Source organism: Psychrosphaera saromensis (assembly GCF_002954545.1).
In the GTDB taxonomy this organism is placed as follows: Bacteria; Pseudomonadota; Gammaproteobacteria; order Enterobacterales; family Alteromonadaceae; genus Psychrosphaera; species Psychrosphaera saromensis.
The window spans coordinates 466,400-483,295 of record NZ_MSCH01000003.1 but is presented as its reverse complement, the minus strand read 5'-3'; the positions used below and the strand labels follow the sequence as shown (position 1 = coordinate 483,295).

The window sequence follows — 16,896 nt, the reverse complement described above, 5'->3', positions numbered from 1 at the left end:
TACCAAGTTTATGAGCAAAGCACCCAAATTCAGAATTTATAAATCAGGAAACAACCATGACTAACAATGACATTTTACGTCGAATCCGTTACAGCTTTGACTTTAGTGACTCTGCAATGATGAAAACATTTGCAGCGGCAGATCAAAAAGTAACTCAAGAACAAGTAACATCATGGTTGAAAAAAGATGATGACCCGCGTTATGCAAGCTTACAAGATCCTATGATGGCCTCTTTCTTAAACGGGTTAATCAACGAAAAACGCGGTAAACGTGAAGGCGCACAACCTGCTCCAGAGCAAAAACTAACAAATAACATCATGCTTAATAAATTAAAAATCGCTCTTAATTTAAAAGCTGAAGACTTATTAGAATATTTAGAACTTGCCAACTTTAACTTAAGCAAACATGAGTTAAGTGCATTTTTCAGAAAAGCAGGGCATAAACATTACCGTGAATGTAAAGACCAAGTAATGCGTAACTTCCTACAAGGTTTACAAATTAAATTACGTGGTGAAGTAGACGCTACTGAAAATAATGAAGAGCCAGAAGCTGAATAAAAAAGCCGTAATGAAATAAAGCTGTAAGCTAGAAGCTAGAAGCTAGAAGCTAGAAGCTAGAAGCTTGATGTGTGATGTGACCCTGTGTAAGTAGACACGGGGTTAATTTTATCCGTCTATATTTATAAATGTGTAGGCGGTTAAATATTAAAATAACATGGAAAAAATTAACTAGCCTCGCCATTTTAGACAAAATAATCCACCCTGTAGAGCCACTGCTATTAATAAGCCTAATCCTAATAAAGTAGTGTCGGTCTTATTCATTTTATTTTCCTTACTTTAGCTTGGGCATAATTCAGCGATAAATTTGAATGTTTAAATTTAAAGTATTAGTTCATTCCCCTCGACTGGTATTTCCCTGATTGATCTCGCTACATAATTGACCGTAATAGTTTTCCGATTACTTTTGTTGGACGTTAACTTTTGATTTAAATAAAACCTTGATTTAAATATAAACGAAACTATAATCTTTCGAATCGAAAGTTAAGGGTTGTGTTTGTGCAAAAACGAAATACTCAGTCTCGCCGTCGTTCAATCGTTGAATTAGTCAACGAACAGCATGAAGTGACGGTTGATTCGTTAAAATCTATGTTTAATACATCGGAAGTCACTATCCGTAAAGATTTAACCGCGCTTGAATCTAACGGACTGTTATTACGTAAATACGGTGGCGCAATTGCCTTACCTTCTGGTTCGTCAGAATTGGCAGGTCCTGAGATTTCAAAACGCAAGCAAGCCATTGCTAAAGCAGCCGCTGAGTTAATTAAAGATCATAACCGCATTGTTATAGACAGTGGCAGCACAACGTCCGCTGTTTTATCTCACGCTCAACATGTGCGTGGCTTAGTGGTGATGAGTAACTCGCTGGAAGTAGCTAATCATATTCTTGAACTAGAAAATGAACCTACCTTGTTAATGACAGGTGGAACTTGGGATGCACAATCGCATTCATTCCAAGGTCAGCAAGCTGAGAACATGTTAAAAGCCTATAACTTTGACCAAGCATTTTTGGGCGCGTCTGGTTTAGACGTAACCCGTGGCTCTACAACCTTTAACGAATTGACTAATCTAAGTCGAGTGATGGCAGAAGTGTCACAACAAGTTATTGTGTTGGCAGAATCAGAAAAACTAGATAGAAAAATACCTAACTTAGAATTGAGTTGGCAGGATATTGATGTGCTGGTAACAGACGCAGATATCGATGCCGAAAGTGAGCGCTTAATAACCGCTCAAAACGTTTTAGTGATCAAAGCGTATTAGTTATATAAGCGCAGTAGTCTGAGCTTATAAAAATATTAAAAAGCAGGCAAGGTTCTGCTTTTACACTTAATAAATTTTTGGAGAAAATTATGTGTGGAATCGTTGGTGGCGTAGCTGAACGTCATATAGTAAATATATTGTTAGAAGGCCTTAAGCGTCTTGAATACCGAGGATACGACTCTGCTGGTGTTGCCTTAATGGAAAGTGACGGCTCGTTAAAACGTGAACGTGAAATAGGTAAAGTTAAAAACCTTGCTGAAGCCGTGGCTAAATCGAAAGTAAATGGCACAGTTGGTATAGCTCATACTCGTTGGGCAACACATGGTGGTGTTACTAAAGAGAACGCCCATCCACATATGTCTAACAATGACATAGCCTTAGTTCATAACGGTATCATTGAAAACCATGAAGTACTTCGCACAGAGCTACAAGCCAAAGGTTACGAGTTTTTATCTGCAACCGACACTGAAGTTATTGCGCATTTAGTACATGAAAACCGTAAAAGCACAGACACATTATTAGCGGCAGTACAAAAATCAGTTAAGCAATTAGACGGTGCTTACGGCACGGTAATGATGGAACCAGCTAACCCAGACCGTATTGTGGTGGCTCGCTCTGGTAGCCCATTAGTGATTGGCGTTGGTATCGGCGAAAACTTTGTTGCCTCTGATCAGTTGGCATTATTACCCGTTACGCGTCAGTTCATCTTTTTAGAAGAAGGTGATGTTGCTGAAATTACTCGTGATGAAATTAATATTTTTGATGCTGACGGTAACGCAGTTGAACGTGAAATTAATGAATCTACGGTAACGCATGATGCAGGTGACAAAGGTGAATACCGTCATTACATGATGAAAGAAATTCATGAACAACCAGCTGCTGTTCGTAATACATTATTAAATCGTATTAATGCAGATACCGTTATTGAAGAATATTTAGGTGAAAATGCCGCTGAAATTTTACAGGGCATTGACCATGTACAAATTATTGCTTGTGGTACGTCTTACCATTCGGGCATGGTTGCACGTTACTGGTTAGAGTCGCTTGCTAATGTAAGTTGTAATATTGAGATAGCGTCTGAATTTAGATACAGAAAGTCGTTTGTTCCAGCTAACTCATTAATCGTTACGATTTCACAATCTGGCGAAACGGCTGATACTTTAGCAGCACTGCGTTTAGCAAAAGAGATTGGTTATAAAGCCAGTTTAAGTGTGTGTAACGTACCAGGTTCATCATTAGTACGTGAGTCTGACTTAGCGGTTATGACCAATGCGGGTGCTGAAATTGGTGTTGCTTCAACCAAAGCATTCACTACACAGCTGGTGGCCTTGTTAATGCTAACGGTTGCGTTAGGCAAACAAAAAGGCATGACTGCTGAGTTACAAAAAGAAATTGTAACCGCCCTTGCTACCTTGCCAAATAAGTTAGAAGAAACGCTAACGATGGCGGAAGGTATTGAAAAACTAGCGGAAGAATTTGCCGATAAACAACATAGCTTATTCTTAGGCCGTGGCGAGCAATACCCAATTGCAATGGAAGGCGCGTTAAAGCTAAAAGAAATTTCATACATTCACGCAGAAGCATACGCAGCTGGTGAGTTAAAACACGGTCCGTTAGCGTTAATTGATGCAGAAATGCCAATAATTGTGGTTGCACCAAACAATGATTTATTAGAAAAACTTAAATCTAATGTTGAAGAAGTACGTGCCCGTGGCGGTATTTTATATGTATTCGCAGACAAAGATGCACGCTTCAAAGGCGACGACACTATGCGCGTAATGGAAGTACCACATGTTGACCCAATCATAGCGCCAATTGTTTACACAATACCGCTACAGTTATTGAGTTACTACGTCGCTATCATTAAAGGCACAGACGTTGACCAACCTAGAAACTTAGCTAAGTCAGTGACGGTTGAGTAAGTTTTACAGCTAAACTTTGTGTAAATTTACAGCATAGTTATTTAATTGAACCATCTAATCGTGTCCGATTCATAATGAATTAAGCATGGTTTGGTGGTTTTTTTATGTCAGCAAAAGATGCTAAATCACGGCAAATGAAAGTAAACATAGTTAAAATTAATTATTTATAGGTACGTGATTTAATCAATATTTATCGAGATAAATAACAAGGTTGTTACCACTTAATTTATTGTGCTAGATTAAATTGCCTTTCTCATAAAGGCTAATTAATAATATAAAGGATTTATAAATATGAAAAAAATTATCGCTATAGCAGCACTTTCTCTTTTACCTCTTTCTCAAGCAATGGCAGACCAAGATATTGGTTGTGGTCTAGGTTCTATGATTTTTGCTGGAAAAGATGGTAAAGCGGTTAAAATTTTAGGTGCAACAACTAATGGTAGTTCTGGTAACCAAACTTTTGGTATCAGCTTCGGTACTTTAGGTTGTGATGGTAATGGGACTGTAACTTCTACTGAAACAGTTTCACTTTTCATTGATGGTAATGTTGACCAACTAGCTCGTGATATGTCAAAAGGTGAAGGCGAAACTTTAGCGACTCTTGCTGAAGTTTGGGGAATTGCTGATCAAGACAAAGCGGCATTTGCTACTTTAGCTCAAGCAAACTTCTCAGCTGTTTTTACTTCTGAAAATGTAACATCACAAACTGTTTTAGAAAATCTAAACAGCTTAGTTGCAAATGACGTAGCATTATCAAGCTATAAACTTTCTTAATTAGTAATTTTAGCTAATTGCATTTATTACTGCATTCAGGAAGTCATCTAAAGCCCCTTTTGGGGCTTTTTATATAATACATTATGAAAATATTAAGCAAAGCTGTACTTGTTTTAATGGCTAGTTTGTCACTGCCTCTGTTCGCATCTTCTGTTCCTTTCTCTGATTTAGCCGATAAACCTTACTGGTTAAAACTCATACATTATAGATCTGCCACATTAACTGATTTTAAAAGTGAAGTTGACGATAAACGTTTTTTTCTCGCAAAATCTGGTAAAACCGACCCTTATGCGGAACTAATGGCTACATTGGATGTTTTTAACGGGAAAAATGTTACGGCAGAAAAAACTGATAAGCTTAGGTGTGAATTTCCAGCTCGCTATACATGGCTAAAAAACAATACAGATAACCACTGGCCAGAGCTCAATTGTCCAGAGCTAACTATGTGGCAAAAAACACTTAACCCAGCAGGTATTACACTAGTATTTCCAACTGCCTTTATGAATAGCCCTTCATCCATGTTTGGTCATACGCTATTGCGTGTTGATGCTAAAGATCAAAATAGGCACAGAGAACTAGTTGCTTTTGCTGTTAATTTTGCCGCGCAACCTGACGAAACAGACAATGCCGCGGTTTATGCATTTAAAGGTTTTGTTGGTATGTATCCAGGCTCGTTTACTGTGATGCCTTATTATCGAAAAGTTCGTGAATATAATGACATAGAGTCTCGTGATATTTGGGAGTATAAACTTAATCTATCAGAGGATGAAGTTCACCGCATATTACTGCATTTATGGGAATTGCAACGAGCTAAATTTGATTACTATTTTATCGATGAAAACTGCTCTTATCAGCTACTTGGTTTATTACAATTAGCAAACGAGACTCTTGATTTAACATCCACATTTTCTTTTCAAGCAATTCCGTCGGACACTGTTGCCGTACTAAGAGAACATCAATTACTGCAAGCACCTAACTATCGACCAGCATTTGGTACTCGTCTATACCATTATTCACAGCAGTTATCAGAGCAAGAATTAACGTCGGTCCATGAATTAATGGACACTGGAACATTTGAACAATCGACATATAGCATAGATCGCCAGGCTGCAATTTTAGAAATGGCATATGAATGGTTAAACTTTGATTTTAACGACCAAGGTCTTCAGCGTGAGAATATTGCACCACGATTAAATAAATTACTATACCAACGCAGTAAACTGAAAACACCGACTCCATTTACCCAGCCTAAAAAGCCCGATATTTCACCTGAGCAAGGGCATAGTTCATCTAGAGCAGGAGTAACGTTTGTTGACAGTAAGAACGGAGCGCGTCAAATAAAATTATCCTACCGCTTGGCTTATCATGACTTACTTGATAGTTCGGATGGTTATATTCCTGGTGCAAAAATTAGTTTTTTTGATTTAGAAGGAAGCTTTTCAGAGCATCATAAAAGTCGAATTGAACACTTATATTTAGTTGATGCTATGTCACTTGCTCCTGATAACGCCGTCTTTGATAGCTGGTCATGGAGTATGAAACTTGGTTACGATCATCAGCCTAGTGTCGATGAAGATAGTGCGAGTGAATATCCAGTTAAAGAAAAAAATCGATATTTTACTCAAGGTGGATTTGGAAAATCATTTGGCGACCCTAATAATTTACATAGTTTTGTACTAGGTTCAGTTGCCCTAAATTATGGAGATATTACTGATAAATTAGACGTTGGGGCTGGTATTGAGTTTGGTACAATTTGGCAAGTAAATAACAATAATAAACTCGGATTAACCGGGAATGTTATGCAACTGATTAACACTGGTAATCAGTACTATAGCCAAGTCGATTTATCCTGGAACCTTTCACTAAATACTAATCTCGCATTAAGGAGCAGTATTAATTATAGAAAATGGCACTCTGAAGATACTCAAGTAAAGCTAACCTTATATTATTATTTTTAGCATGCGAGAGCTTTAATAGTAGCTTGTCGAGTGACGCTTTAATTGGTAAAGACCTATACAAGGTTCTTTGTATAAGTCTTTAGTTCCCCATAAAACTACGACAAGCTCGTTGGAAATCACTAACGCCTTTGATTTACAAAACCGCCTAAATCTTTCCAATTATCATAAAATCTGCGCCATCTTTATCAGCTGCTGATAGACAAAAATCGTAATGATTTTGTTAAGTTTATGGCAAGTCACTAAGGACTTGTTTTTATTTTATCTGGAGGTATTATCGAACTAAGAATTAGAGGAAAAAATGTACAGAAAATACAACGTCAGCATCTTTAAGAGTAATTTACTCACCTTCCCAATTTAAGCCGAGCGTAGCGAATACGTTCGGCTGTTTCTCATACTTATAATTTATTAATAAATCAGTCCGGTTGGAGAATTCACCGTGCTTATACACATCTATAGGTTTTGCAAAGCCTTAATTTGCCCATCAAACCCGCGGTTCTATAACTCTAGTTATAGGATATTAATGAATCCAATAACCTTGTGCTCTTTACTCGACAGATTAGAGTTTAGTAATAGTCAGGTATCGCGTTTAGAAAATCGCACTAGGGTTGGTAGTACTGTTGGATTAAAGAACTTATCTACCAAAGAACAGTTTGATTTACACATTGTTGAGGGTGAAAAAAACATACCTTTAATTGAAACCGTCTCATATACCTCAGTGTTAGGTTGTGAATTGTTAGGGTTGCGATTTGGTGAAGTAGCAAAAATAAAAACCTCAGCAGGCGTTGCTAAGTGGCAAGTAATTAGTATTAACAACAGTCATTAGTAAAACAAACAACAAAAACAATAGGAATGAAATGACAAATATAAAAAGTAAATTCATATACAAAACCTTCAATTTATGTGGTTCAACTGAGCCAATTTTATTTAACCTAATAGAAGAAAGTTGATCATGAAAAAACAACCAGAAATAATTATATCCACTGCCGACTTAGCAGAATTAGAGTTTCAAATAGCTCGTATCAAACAGCCTGATGAATCAATTAAAGCCTTGGAAGATGAACTCGCTCGGGCAACCATCGTTAGCGTAAAATCGATACCAAGTAATGTTGTGACAATTGATAGTCAAGTTACCTTTAAAGTTTCAGGCTCAGGCCGAACCTTCACTAAAACCTTATGCCTACCTAGTTGTATGGATAAATACGACGATAGTATTTCAATATTCGCACCAATTGGTTCTGCAATAATAGGTCTGAGCAAAGGACAAAGTATTGAGTGGAAAATTCAAGGTGTGCAACAATCCGTTGAAATTGTTAATGTAAATAAAAACCCATTAAGGTAAATGGGTTTATTTAAATCTAGCGCTAAGAAATTAGCGCTGATCAGAACACTCATTTATAGAGTTTGCTTTTAACCACTTGTTTTTTTAAGGTGGGAATACCATATAAGGCTAAACTTTATTGTTTGTTTTACTTTAACTGAGAGATATATGACTGAATTACTAAAAGATCTACAATGGCGTTACGCTGCAAAAAAAATGGACGCAACTAAACCGGTTAGCCAAGAGAAAGTTGATTACATATTAGAGTCAATTAGATTAAGCGCTAGTTCTAGTGGTTTACAGCCTTATGAAGTTTTTGTTGTAACGAATCCTGAAGTACGCAAACAAATCGTGCCACATGCTTGGAACCAAGCACAAATTACCGACGGTTCTCATTTATTAGTTTTTGCTGCGTGGGACAATTACACAGCTGAACGCATTAACACTATGTTCGATTTAGTTAACGAGAAACGTGGTGGTACTAATGAAGGTTGGGAAAACTACCGCCAAATGTTACTAAATACTTACCCACAACGTGATGCTCAAACAAACTTTGAACATGCTGCTCGCCAAGCTTATATTGGTTTGGGTACTGCACTTATTGCTGCTGCTGAACAGAAAGTAGATAGTACGCCAATGGAAGGTTTTGTTCCTGACGAAGTGGATGCAATTCTAGGTCTTAAAGAACGCGGGTTAAAATCGGTTATCTTGTTACCTTTGGGTTATCGTGAAGCGGAAGGTGACTGGTTAGTTAACCTAGAAAAAGTACGCCGTTCAACGGAAGACTTTATTACTACCGTTGAATAAAGTCGACTTACTTAAAAGTCGCTAAGTAGTAAAATTCTATAGCAACAAAAGATATGAAGAGCTGAGCTAATAAGTAGTTCAGCTTTTTTTATGGAAAAATTTAATAGGCGAAATTTAATAGGCGAAATTTAATAGGTGAAATTTAACCAGCAATAGCTGCACAATACACAAATCAGCCAGTTTTAGGCTTGAACTTGTTTTGTTATTTTCACCGTCTTTTACTGTAGGTCTCTTTCATCCACAATAGAGACTTGCAGCAAAGCTTCTATTACGTCCTCTAACGTCACTATCCCTTGTATCTCACCATATTCATCAACCACTAAAGATATGTGCGCTCGTTGTGTTAAAAGCTTGTTGAATAACACAGGTAAAGATAAGGTTTGTGACACAGTTAATAGCGCTTTAACTAGTTTAGAAATCCGATAGCTAGGTTTCACTCTACTATTGGCCAGCATAACGTCGGTTTTTAGCACGTAGCCAATAATGTCATCTGGGTTTTTATCAAATACTAAAATTCGGGAGTATGAAACCGAGCCATGTAATTTACAGTACTCTTCAACTGTGGTGTCTTTGTGCAAACGGAAAACCTTTGCACGTGGTGTCATTATTTCACGTAACGATATTTCTCTAAAGTGCAGCAAGCTTTGGATGATGTCCGACTCACCTTGTTGTAATGCCCCAGTTTGCAAACCTATCTTTGCCATAGCTTCTATTTCTGAACGCATATAATGACTTTCATCGTGAGTACGTTTGAACAGCTTAGTGATAAGTTCTGACATCCAAACAAAAGGTTTTAACAACCAGACTAAGTAGGTTAATACTGAGGTAACAAAAGGCGCAAATTCTCGCCAATAGTTGGCTCCCAATGTCTTTGGAATGATCTCAGAAAAAACAAGCACAAATAGGGTCATAATAGCCGAGGCTATACCAATGGATGAGTCGCCGTATAAATGGGAGGCTTGTGCGCCAACACCTGCGGCTCCAGCAGTATGAGCAACTGTATTCAATGTTAAAATTGCTGACAATGGTTTATCCACATGTTGATTTAACATTGTCATACGTTGCGCTATTTTCTTATTTGGATATGAAGTAATAAAAGCAGGCGTTATGCTCAATAAAACCGCTTCCATAATTGAACATATAAATGAAACTAGAATAGCGACAATGGCAAACAACAATAATAAAAACACATTATCCTCTTTACTCAGTAACTAATGGCTTACCAATATTGATTTTAGCCGTTGCTTATCTATTTACCTATCTACATATGTATATTGCCAAATGAAATATAAACAACCCTTAGGCTATCAAAAATATTTATTGGCTAAAGTTTATTCAACACTTGCCGATGTATTGATAAGGCTCTTTAATTTTGTAAATTATTTTTTAGTCAGGTGAATGAAAATGGAATTGTTGAAACCTACCTCAGTCAATAGCACAGCTGATTATAAAGCAGGTGATAAAACCAGTTTAACCAAGGATGATTTAACGAGCGCTTCTGGTAGCCTGGAAAATGTTACAAAGTCTAAAGAATTAGACTCCAGCTATGTTGCTTTGTCCAGACCTAATGTAGAAAAGCTACTTGCAGAACAACTACCTTTAAACGAAGGACAACAATTCACCATCTCGAGCTATGTAGCGCCTGAACCTGTTGACAAAAAAGAGCCGCTATATATTCAGCAGCAGTATGTAAATAACGTAAATGGCAATATAGATCGTATAAGTGACGGTAAGGATACTGCAGAGTTATTTAATACAGTACAACACGCTCTAACTCACTCTCAATCTGTTCATAAAAATATTGCTGATATCTTCAGTAGCTTAGGTCAACTTGATAACGATACAGAATCGTATTTAGTTGCCAGCCAAAGTTATATAGAAAACAACCTCACAAATAAATTACCAGCCGCGAGCGCAGAAAATCAATTTGCACAAGGCAGTTCATTATTCGATTTGCCAGGAGCTGGATCTATGGGGGTTACTTTTGAAGTAGAAACCCAAGAAGGCGATACCATCACTGTCACATATCAAAGGAGTACGTCTTATGGCTACGAAGAAGGTTTTAATGGCTTATCGTATCAGGTTGATGGTGAATTGTCAGAGGAAGAGCAAGAGGCGTTAAATCAACTATTTATTGGTTCAGCCGAGTATGTTGGGCAAATGTCAGTTGGCGATCGAAAGGAAGGTGGATTAGACAGCATAGACATTGCTGAAAGCTTTGATATGAGCTTGTTAAAAGGCTTTTCAATTGACACAAAACTATTTGGGCAGCAAAGCCATTATAAATATGAGGTAAATAAAGCAACTCAAGAACAAACTTTATCGATAGAAATGAATGTTTCAGGTAGAGACGCTGCTCAAAGTTTTGATTTTAGTTTAACCACATCTTTACTTGGAAGTAAGGATGAAGATGAAGTAAGTCGCTATGCTCTGGAAATGAGAGACTTACTTGATGAGTTTGGCTTTAGAAAGGGCGATCATGAGTTATTAAACGAGTTTATTGTGGATTCATTTACTTCATTGTTTGATGTTAATACACAAAAAAGCCAACATGATATAGACAAGTTTGTTATACCCACAATAGGCAAACGGGTTGGAGCTAACCAATTTACTAGTAAAATAACATCCCTGATGGACTATAACTTCTCACTTAATCTGGCGGAAAATAAAGATCGTCCAGATGAAGTAAGTGCAAGAATTAAAATGTCACAAAAAACGGAAAGCACATCAATTGGAAAGTTATATGAATTTACTCAACAAAAAAACTTTTCACTATACTCATATATATCAACACCATCCAATGCAGAAGATGTCAGTAGAGATATTGTTATTACAAACCGTAAAGAAAAATTAGAAAATAAAGTTAAGGTTGATGGCATACAAAATACAATAAGCTTGGTATCGAAACATAATTTGGATAATCGAATTGAAGATACGCGTATTTACTCTGATGGAAGGGTAAAAACGTTAGTCACTGAAGAGGCTATTGTTGAACTCAGTGAATTAAAATTGCTAGAAGATATATTGACCAATATGTACACAAGCACACGTGAAACTAAAAAAGAGACAATAGAAAAAGAGGAACTAGATGGTGCGGCTAGGGTTACTGCAAAATCTAAAGCACTAGATGTTTACATGCAGTACGATGCGCTTAAACTTAAGTAATACAACTACTATTATTTCACTACCTGTACAGTCTCTGCCACCAAGAAGGTTTAGTGATCTTCGCGTCATTAATTCCCCAATCACGTAAATGTTGCGCTATTTTTACTTTGGTTTAATCGAGTCGCTTTTCTATATCAAGATAGCATTTATTCTAATTTTATTTATGGTTTAAAGTTTATTCAACACTTGCCGATGTATTGATAAGGCTCTTTAATTTTGTAAATTATTTTTTAGTCAGGTGAATGAAAATGGAATTGTTGAAACCTACATCAGTAAATAGCACTGTTGATAATAAAACGGTGGATAACAAAAATTTGACCAAAGGTGATTTAACGAGCGCTTCTGGTAGCCTGGAAAATGTTACAAAGTCTAAAGAATTAGACTCCAGCCATGTTGTTTTGTCCAAACCGAATGTAGAGCAATTACTTGCCGATCAACTGTTGTTAGATGCTGGAGGTAAGAGCAATTTTACTATAAGTTCCTACAAAGAGACTAAACCTCCAATTCCAGATGAGCCGTTCTATATTCAGCAGCAGTATGTAAATAATGTGGATGGGAATATAGAGCAGCTAAAGTCAAACAAAGATACTGAGGACTTATTTAATAAGGTGCAACACGCCCTTCAATATTCGGAAGCTGCTCATCTAAATATTGCCGATATCTTCAGCCGTTTAGGCCAACTTGATAACGATACAGAATCGTATTTAGTCGCCAGTCAAAGTTATATAGAAAACAATCTCACAAATAAATTACCTGCAGCGAGCGCAGAAAATAAATTTGCCCAAGGCAGTTCATTATTTGATTTGCCGGGTGCTGGATTTATGGGGGTGACTTTCGAAGTAGAAACCCAAGAAGGCGATACCATCACAGTTACTTACCAAAGAAATTCTTCTTATGGCAATGAAGAGGGTTTTAATGGTTTATCATATCAAGTAGATGGTAAATTATCTGAGGAAGAACATGAAGCCTTAAATCAGTTGTTTGCAGGGACTTCTGAGTATATAGGGCAAGTGCTTTCAAATGATCAAAGCGTATCGGGATTGGATAATATCAATATTGCTGAAAGTTTTGATATGAGCTTATTAAAAGGCTTTTCAATTGATACCAATAAATTTATCGATAAAAGCAGTTTTGCATATGAAGTAAATCAAGAAACTCAAGAACAGACTTTGTCAGTAGCAATGAACTATAACACAATGGGTAGTTCTCAGAATTTTGGTTTCAGTTTAACCACATCCTTACTTGGCGAAAAAGATGATGAGGAGCTAAGTCGTTACGCTTTGGAAATGAGAGATTTACTTGATGAGTTTGGTTTTAGAAATAGAGGTAAAGAGGTATTAAATGAATTTATTGTAGAGTCGTTTACTTCATTGTTTGATGTAAATACGCAAAAAAGCCAACATGATATAGACAAGTTTGTTATACCAACAATAGGTAAACGGGTAGGAGCGAACCAATTCACTAGTAAAATCTCATCACTTATGGATTATTCATATTCACTTAACATAGCTGACTTTAAGACCCTTGATGATGTAGTCAGTACAAGAGTAAATATGTCTCAAGTAACGGAAAGTAAAGAACTTGAGAATCTCTACGAATATTCGCAAAAAAAGAATTTCTCACTTGATTCCCGAGCCTCTACTCCATCTAGTTTGGCAAGTGTGGATAAAGATATAGTTATTACAAGTCGTAAGGAAGAGTTAGAAAATAAAATCACGTGGGATAGTTCAAGTGACGCATTGAGTCTTACATCAAATCATACTTTGGATAATCGAATTGAAGATACGCGGATTTACTCCGATGGAAGGGTAAAAACCTTAGTCACAGAAGAGTCTATTGTTGAACTCAGTGAATTAAAATTGATAGAAGATATATTGTCTAATATGTACATAGGCACCATTGAAACTAAAAAAGAGACAATAGAAAAAGAGGAACTAGATGGTGCGGCTAGGGTTACCGCAAAATCTAAAGCGCTAGATGTTTATATGCAATATGATGCGCTTAAACTGAGCTAATATTATTTTTCTATCTGTCCAGTCTCTTGCCACCAATTTACGGTCACTGGTACTTTCTGCAGTAGCTTAGGAACTTGTATATTAACTGCCTCACCAAATTGTGGCGTTAATAAAGTGACGTAACTGTCAGCAGCTAACTGGGTAATACGTTCAAATGGTTCGTACCAATTATGCAAAGATAAGTCGAAAGTTCCATTATGAATTGGCATCATAGCAAGTCCCTTTAGGTCTATATGAGCTTGTAAACTTTGCTCAGGAAACATGTGGATGTCCGGCCATAATTCATTATAAGCCCCCGTTTCAATCAAGGTTAAATCAAATGGCCCTAAACGCTCGCCAATTTCTTTAAAGCCACCAAAATAACCTGAGTCTCCGCTAAAATAGATTTTAGACTCCCATCCTTCAATAACCCAACTTGCCCATAAAGTTTCATCTTTGTCGAATAATCCTCGACCCGAAAAGTGTTGAGCTGGCGTTGCGGTAAATTTTAACGTATCAATTTCAGTAGTTTGCCACCAGGCGAGCTCAGTGATTTTAGCGTCATCAATTCCCCAGTCACGTAAATGTTGTCCTACTTTTAATGGTGTAATGAAGTATTCAACTTTTTGGTCCAAGAGTTTAATGGCATCTTTATCTAAATGATCATAGTGGTCGTGGCTGATGATCACCGCTTTAATATTTGGTAAATCAGCAATGGATATAGGAGCTTGATGAAAACGTTTTGGTCCAAACCATTGCACTGGTGAGGCACGGTCGCTAAATACAGGATCAATTAATATAAACTCGTGGTCTATGCGTAATAAAATAGTAGAGTGGCCAAGTCTATATACGGCATCAAATTTATCTTGTGCTAATTGAGCGGCAGTTAATGGCTGAACGGGAATATCAAAAGATGGTGTAGCTAGTGTACGTTTGTCATTCCAATAAGCTTTGAGCATGGCATAAAAGTCACTAAAGCTAGTCTTATGTTCTATCTCTGTATTGGTAAATTTCTTTGGTTGCTTGTTGTCGTCAAAGTTTTTTACGCAGCTAGAAGTCATAAGTATTAACCCTATTAAGATTGAGATTTTTAACATTATTGATCAACAAAAAAAGTAAACTACACGGTGCAGTTTAAATTAATAAATTGAAAAGTAAACTGATCAGTGTAAAAATGTTGGTTCAGTTATTTTGAGACGTATCCATGACCGAGCAATCGATGACAGAGCAATCAAGTACAGAAACTATTACACAAGTGAAGAAGACACGTAGCGAGTTAAAGCGCGAAGCTATTATCGCTGGTGCGTTAGCTGCATTCCAACAATACGGTGTGGCGGACTCAAGCATGGATAAAATTGCAGAACTAGCTCAGGTCTCCAAGCGTACGGTCTACAATCATTTTGAAAGTAAAGAAGTGTTAGTTGCTGAAATTATTTTGGCTGGCTGGGAAAAACGCACTGCCGTTCATGACGTTGTATACAGTGCTGAACAAGATATAAAGTCGCAGTTAACTTTGTTATTAACGGACGAAGTTGAATTAATGGCCGACACAGAAATGATGGAATTAATTCGAATCGCTATGGCTCATTTCTTATTTGCTCCAGAACCTCTGCAAAGTAAAATGGCTAAAATGTTTGAACAAGAAACGTTACTTAAACGTTGGTTGAAGTTGGCAATGGCTGACGGAAAGTTAAAACCGTTAGATATAGATTTTGCTCATGATCAAATTACTAACTTGTTAAAAGCTCAGGTATTTTGGCCACAACTTTTACGTCAAACTGCTCCTCTTTCGGTAGGCGAAAAACAACACTTGGTCGAGATGACCGTAGGCATGTTTTTAAGCTACTACCAAGTGTAATTTACTTTTGTTAGTGAATTGAAATTATGACTCACTAGGAATTAATAATTTATATTGTTCAATATTCTTACCAATGAAGGCCGCTAAATCCGTTGCTAATTCAACTTCTTTATCTTCAAACTGTTGGCGTTTAGCCATTAACGACGTGAAGTTCACTGTACCTACAACCTGACCTTTATCATCATTGATTGGGGCGGCAAGATAACTTTCTAATTGAACTGATAAATAGGCAGGGTGCTGCAACATTGAGTCCATAGAACCAACATTGTAGTAACGCATTACTTGATTAAATTGATAAACGTCTCGGCAATATGTATCTTCAAGCGGAAAAGCCATCCCAGCTTTAAATACGCCTTCCAAATGACTATCAACAGCAATTAACGTGTATGTATTGTCGTTTATATAACTAACAATAGCGGTTTCCATATTTAGCTTTTTTCGAACAACGTTTAGTTGCTTGCTTAATACATCATGGAAATTTACTTCAGCCATATACTACCTAAGTTAGTTAATAAGTAACTGAAATATACGACTCTATGAAAAGGATAACAATATTTTTTATGTGGAGTTAAAGTGACGTAAATCAGGGGATAGGGGCATTAATGCTAATCGAAATTATATTCTTTAATAAAATTATAATGTTATGTAAATCTTTCTGATTAGCAGGTGCTGATTCACAAAAGTAACTTTTTTAGTAACCAAAACGCATTCGCATCTAGCTTGAGTGTTTTTTGACCGCAAAAATAAAAAAGCCATTTTTAATATTAAAAATGGCTTCTGCAAAAAATAATTTTATCTAACATTAAACACTAGTGTTAATGATAGAGCTCTGATCTTCAATATTAAATTCTTCAAAAACCTGAGCTAAAATAGACTCTTTATCTTCATCTGTTAGTTTTTCAGAACCGCTAGTAGCTAAGGTTTCTTCTACTAATTCAGAAAGGTAATCAACCAAAGATGTGATCTCTTCACTGCTTTGTTGTGGCGGTGGAGGCGGAGGTGGTCTTTGACCTTCTTCCGATACTTGAGCTAAATCACCGATCTCTTTTGCATCGTATCCCAATTCTGCCACTGCATCTGCAAATTCACCATTTGGCTGAATGCCAGCTTCTGAAAACGTTTCAACAATCGATAGCGCATCAGCTTCGGTTAAATTGTCAGGATCAAATTGCGATAATGTTTCAGACATTAACGTTTGTTGTTCAGTTGTTAGCTTTTGCTGACCTGAACTAGATGACTGCATTCCAGGCATCGACATGCCAGAGCTTACAGAATTAATCATT

At 36.8% G+C, this 16,896-nt stretch carries 15 protein-coding genes; 11 read left to right on the top strand and 4 right to left on the bottom strand.

Annotated elements, in window-relative coordinates; translation table 11 throughout:
• The first annotated feature begins 56 nt into the window (after positions 1-56).
• From BTO11_RS02175 to BTO11_RS02140, 8 genes are all read left to right on the top strand, one after another.
• Positions 57-557 (top strand): YehS family protein, encoded by a 501-nt coding sequence (locus BTO11_RS02175; protein WP_105051041.1) that lies wholly within the window; start codon positions 57-59, stop codon positions 555-557.
• Between the two features lie 498 nt (positions 558-1,055).
• Entirely contained in the window at positions 1,056-1,817 is a 762-nt protein-coding gene (locus BTO11_RS02170; protein ID WP_105051040.1) for a DeoR/GlpR family DNA-binding transcription regulator, read from the top strand.
• An 89-nt stretch (positions 1,818-1,906) separates the two neighbouring features.
• Complete coding sequence (gene glmS / locus BTO11_RS02165; protein WP_105051039.1) at positions 1,907-3,739, top strand: glutamine--fructose-6-phosphate transaminase (isomerizing); 1,833 nt, start codon at positions 1,907-1,909, stop codon at positions 3,737-3,739.
• Positions 3,740-4,030: 291 nt separating this feature from the next.
• Entirely contained in the window at positions 4,031-4,513 is a 483-nt protein-coding gene (locus BTO11_RS02160; protein WP_105051038.1) for a DUF3015 family protein, read from the top strand.
• An 83-nt stretch (positions 4,514-4,596) separates the two neighbouring features.
• Complete coding sequence (locus BTO11_RS02155; protein WP_105051037.1) at positions 4,597-6,471, top strand: Lnb N-terminal periplasmic domain-containing protein; 1,875 nt, start codon at positions 4,597-4,599, stop codon at positions 6,469-6,471.
• Between the two features lie 520 nt (positions 6,472-6,991).
• Positions 6,992-7,294, top strand: a complete 303-nt coding sequence (locus BTO11_RS02150) for a GreA/GreB family elongation factor (protein WP_105051036.1) — start codon at positions 6,992-6,994, stop codon at positions 7,292-7,294.
• 126 nt (positions 7,295-7,420) lie between these two features.
• Positions 7,421-7,810: a nucleoside diphosphate kinase regulator gene (gene rnk, locus BTO11_RS02145; protein ID WP_105051035.1), complete on the top strand. Its 390-nt coding sequence runs from the start codon at positions 7,421-7,423 to the stop codon at positions 7,808-7,810.
• Positions 7,811-7,957: 147 nt separating this feature from the next.
• Positions 7,958-8,596, top strand: coding sequence for an NAD(P)H-dependent oxidoreductase (locus tag BTO11_RS02140; RefSeq protein ID WP_105051034.1), 639 nt, complete (start codon positions 7,958-7,960; stop codon positions 8,594-8,596).
• 218 nt (positions 8,597-8,814) lie between these two features.
• Here BTO11_RS02140 and BTO11_RS02135 read toward each other — a convergent pair whose 3' ends face one another.
• A complete protein-coding gene (locus BTO11_RS02135) occupies positions 8,815-9,786 on the bottom strand; it encodes a CNNM domain-containing protein (RefSeq protein ID WP_105051033.1) in 972 nt (323 codons plus the stop codon).
• 214 nt (positions 9,787-10,000) lie between these two features.
• Here BTO11_RS02135 and BTO11_RS02130 point away from each other — a divergent pair, with 214 nt between their 5' ends.
• On the top strand, positions 10,001-11,761 hold the full coding sequence (locus BTO11_RS02130; RefSeq protein ID WP_105051032.1) for a hypothetical protein: 1,761 nt from the start codon (positions 10,001-10,003) through the stop codon (positions 11,759-11,761).
• Positions 11,762-12,009: 248 nt separating this feature from the next.
• The gene (locus BTO11_RS02125; protein ID WP_105051031.1) at positions 12,010-13,776 is read left to right on the top strand and encodes a hypothetical protein; all 1,767 of its coding nucleotides are present in this window, start codon (positions 12,010-12,012) and stop codon (positions 13,774-13,776) included.
• Between the two features lie 2 nt (positions 13,777-13,778).
• Here BTO11_RS02125 and BTO11_RS02120 read toward each other — a convergent pair whose 3' ends face one another.
• Positions 13,779-14,816 carry an MBL fold metallo-hydrolase gene (locus BTO11_RS02120; RefSeq protein WP_181135819.1) on the bottom strand — a complete coding sequence of 346 codons (1,038 nt, stop codon included), beginning with the start codon at positions 14,814-14,816 and terminating at the stop codon, positions 13,779-13,781.
• Between the two features lie 143 nt (positions 14,817-14,959).
• Here BTO11_RS02120 and BTO11_RS02115 point away from each other — a divergent pair, with 143 nt between their 5' ends.
• Positions 14,960-15,613 carry a TetR/AcrR family transcriptional regulator gene (locus tag BTO11_RS02115; RefSeq protein ID WP_229793361.1) on the top strand — a complete coding sequence of 218 codons (654 nt, stop codon included), beginning with the start codon at positions 14,960-14,962 and terminating at the stop codon, positions 15,611-15,613.
• Positions 15,614-15,637: 24 nt separating this feature from the next.
• Here BTO11_RS02115 and BTO11_RS02110 read toward each other — a convergent pair whose 3' ends face one another.
• Positions 15,638-16,105 carry a GAF domain-containing protein gene (locus tag BTO11_RS02110; RefSeq protein ID WP_105051029.1) on the bottom strand — a complete coding sequence of 156 codons (468 nt, stop codon included), beginning with the start codon at positions 16,103-16,105 and terminating at the stop codon, positions 15,638-15,640.
• Between the two features lie 310 nt (positions 16,106-16,415).
• Positions 16,416-16,895: a hypothetical protein gene (locus tag BTO11_RS02105; RefSeq protein ID WP_105051028.1), complete on the bottom strand. Its 480-nt coding sequence runs from the start codon at positions 16,893-16,895 to the stop codon at positions 16,416-16,418.
• Position 16,896: the final 1 nt, after the last annotated feature.

Coding starts and splice junctions, on each gene's coding strand:
- BTO11_RS02175 (WP_105051041.1), top strand. CDS start 57: ATGACTAACAATGACATTTTACGTCGAATCCGTTACAGCTTTGACTTT.
- glmS (WP_105051039.1), top strand. CDS start 1,907: ATGTGTGGAATCGTTGGTGGCGTAGCTGAACGTCATATAGTAAATATA.
- BTO11_RS02160 (WP_105051038.1), top strand. CDS start 4,031: ATGAAAAAAATTATCGCTATAGCAGCACTTTCTCTTTTACCTCTTTCT.
- BTO11_RS02155 (WP_105051037.1), top strand. CDS start 4,597: ATGAAAATATTAAGCAAAGCTGTACTTGTTTTAATGGCTAGTTTGTCA.
- BTO11_RS02150 (WP_105051036.1), top strand. CDS start 6,992: ATGAATCCAATAACCTTGTGCTCTTTACTCGACAGATTAGAGTTTAGT.
- rnk (WP_105051035.1), top strand. CDS start 7,421: ATGAAAAAACAACCAGAAATAATTATATCCACTGCCGACTTAGCAGAA.
- BTO11_RS02140 (WP_105051034.1), top strand. CDS start 7,958: ATGACTGAATTACTAAAAGATCTACAATGGCGTTACGCTGCAAAAAAA.
- BTO11_RS02130 (WP_105051032.1), top strand. CDS start 10,001: ATGGAATTGTTGAAACCTACCTCAGTCAATAGCACAGCTGATTATAAA.
- BTO11_RS02125 (WP_105051031.1), top strand. CDS start 12,010: ATGGAATTGTTGAAACCTACATCAGTAAATAGCACTGTTGATAATAAA.
- BTO11_RS02120 (WP_181135819.1), bottom strand. CDS start 14,816: ATGACTTCTAGCTGCGTAAAAAACTTTGACGACAACAAGCAACCAAAG.
- BTO11_RS02115 (WP_229793361.1), top strand. CDS start 14,960: ATGACCGAGCAATCGATGACAGAGCAATCAAGTACAGAAACTATTACA.
- BTO11_RS02110 (WP_105051029.1), bottom strand. CDS start 16,105: ATGGCTGAAGTAAATTTCCATGATGTATTAAGCAAGCAACTAAACGTT.
- BTO11_RS02105 (WP_105051028.1), bottom strand. CDS start 16,895: ATGATTAATTCTGTAAGCTCTGGCATGTCGATGCCTGGAATGCAGTCA.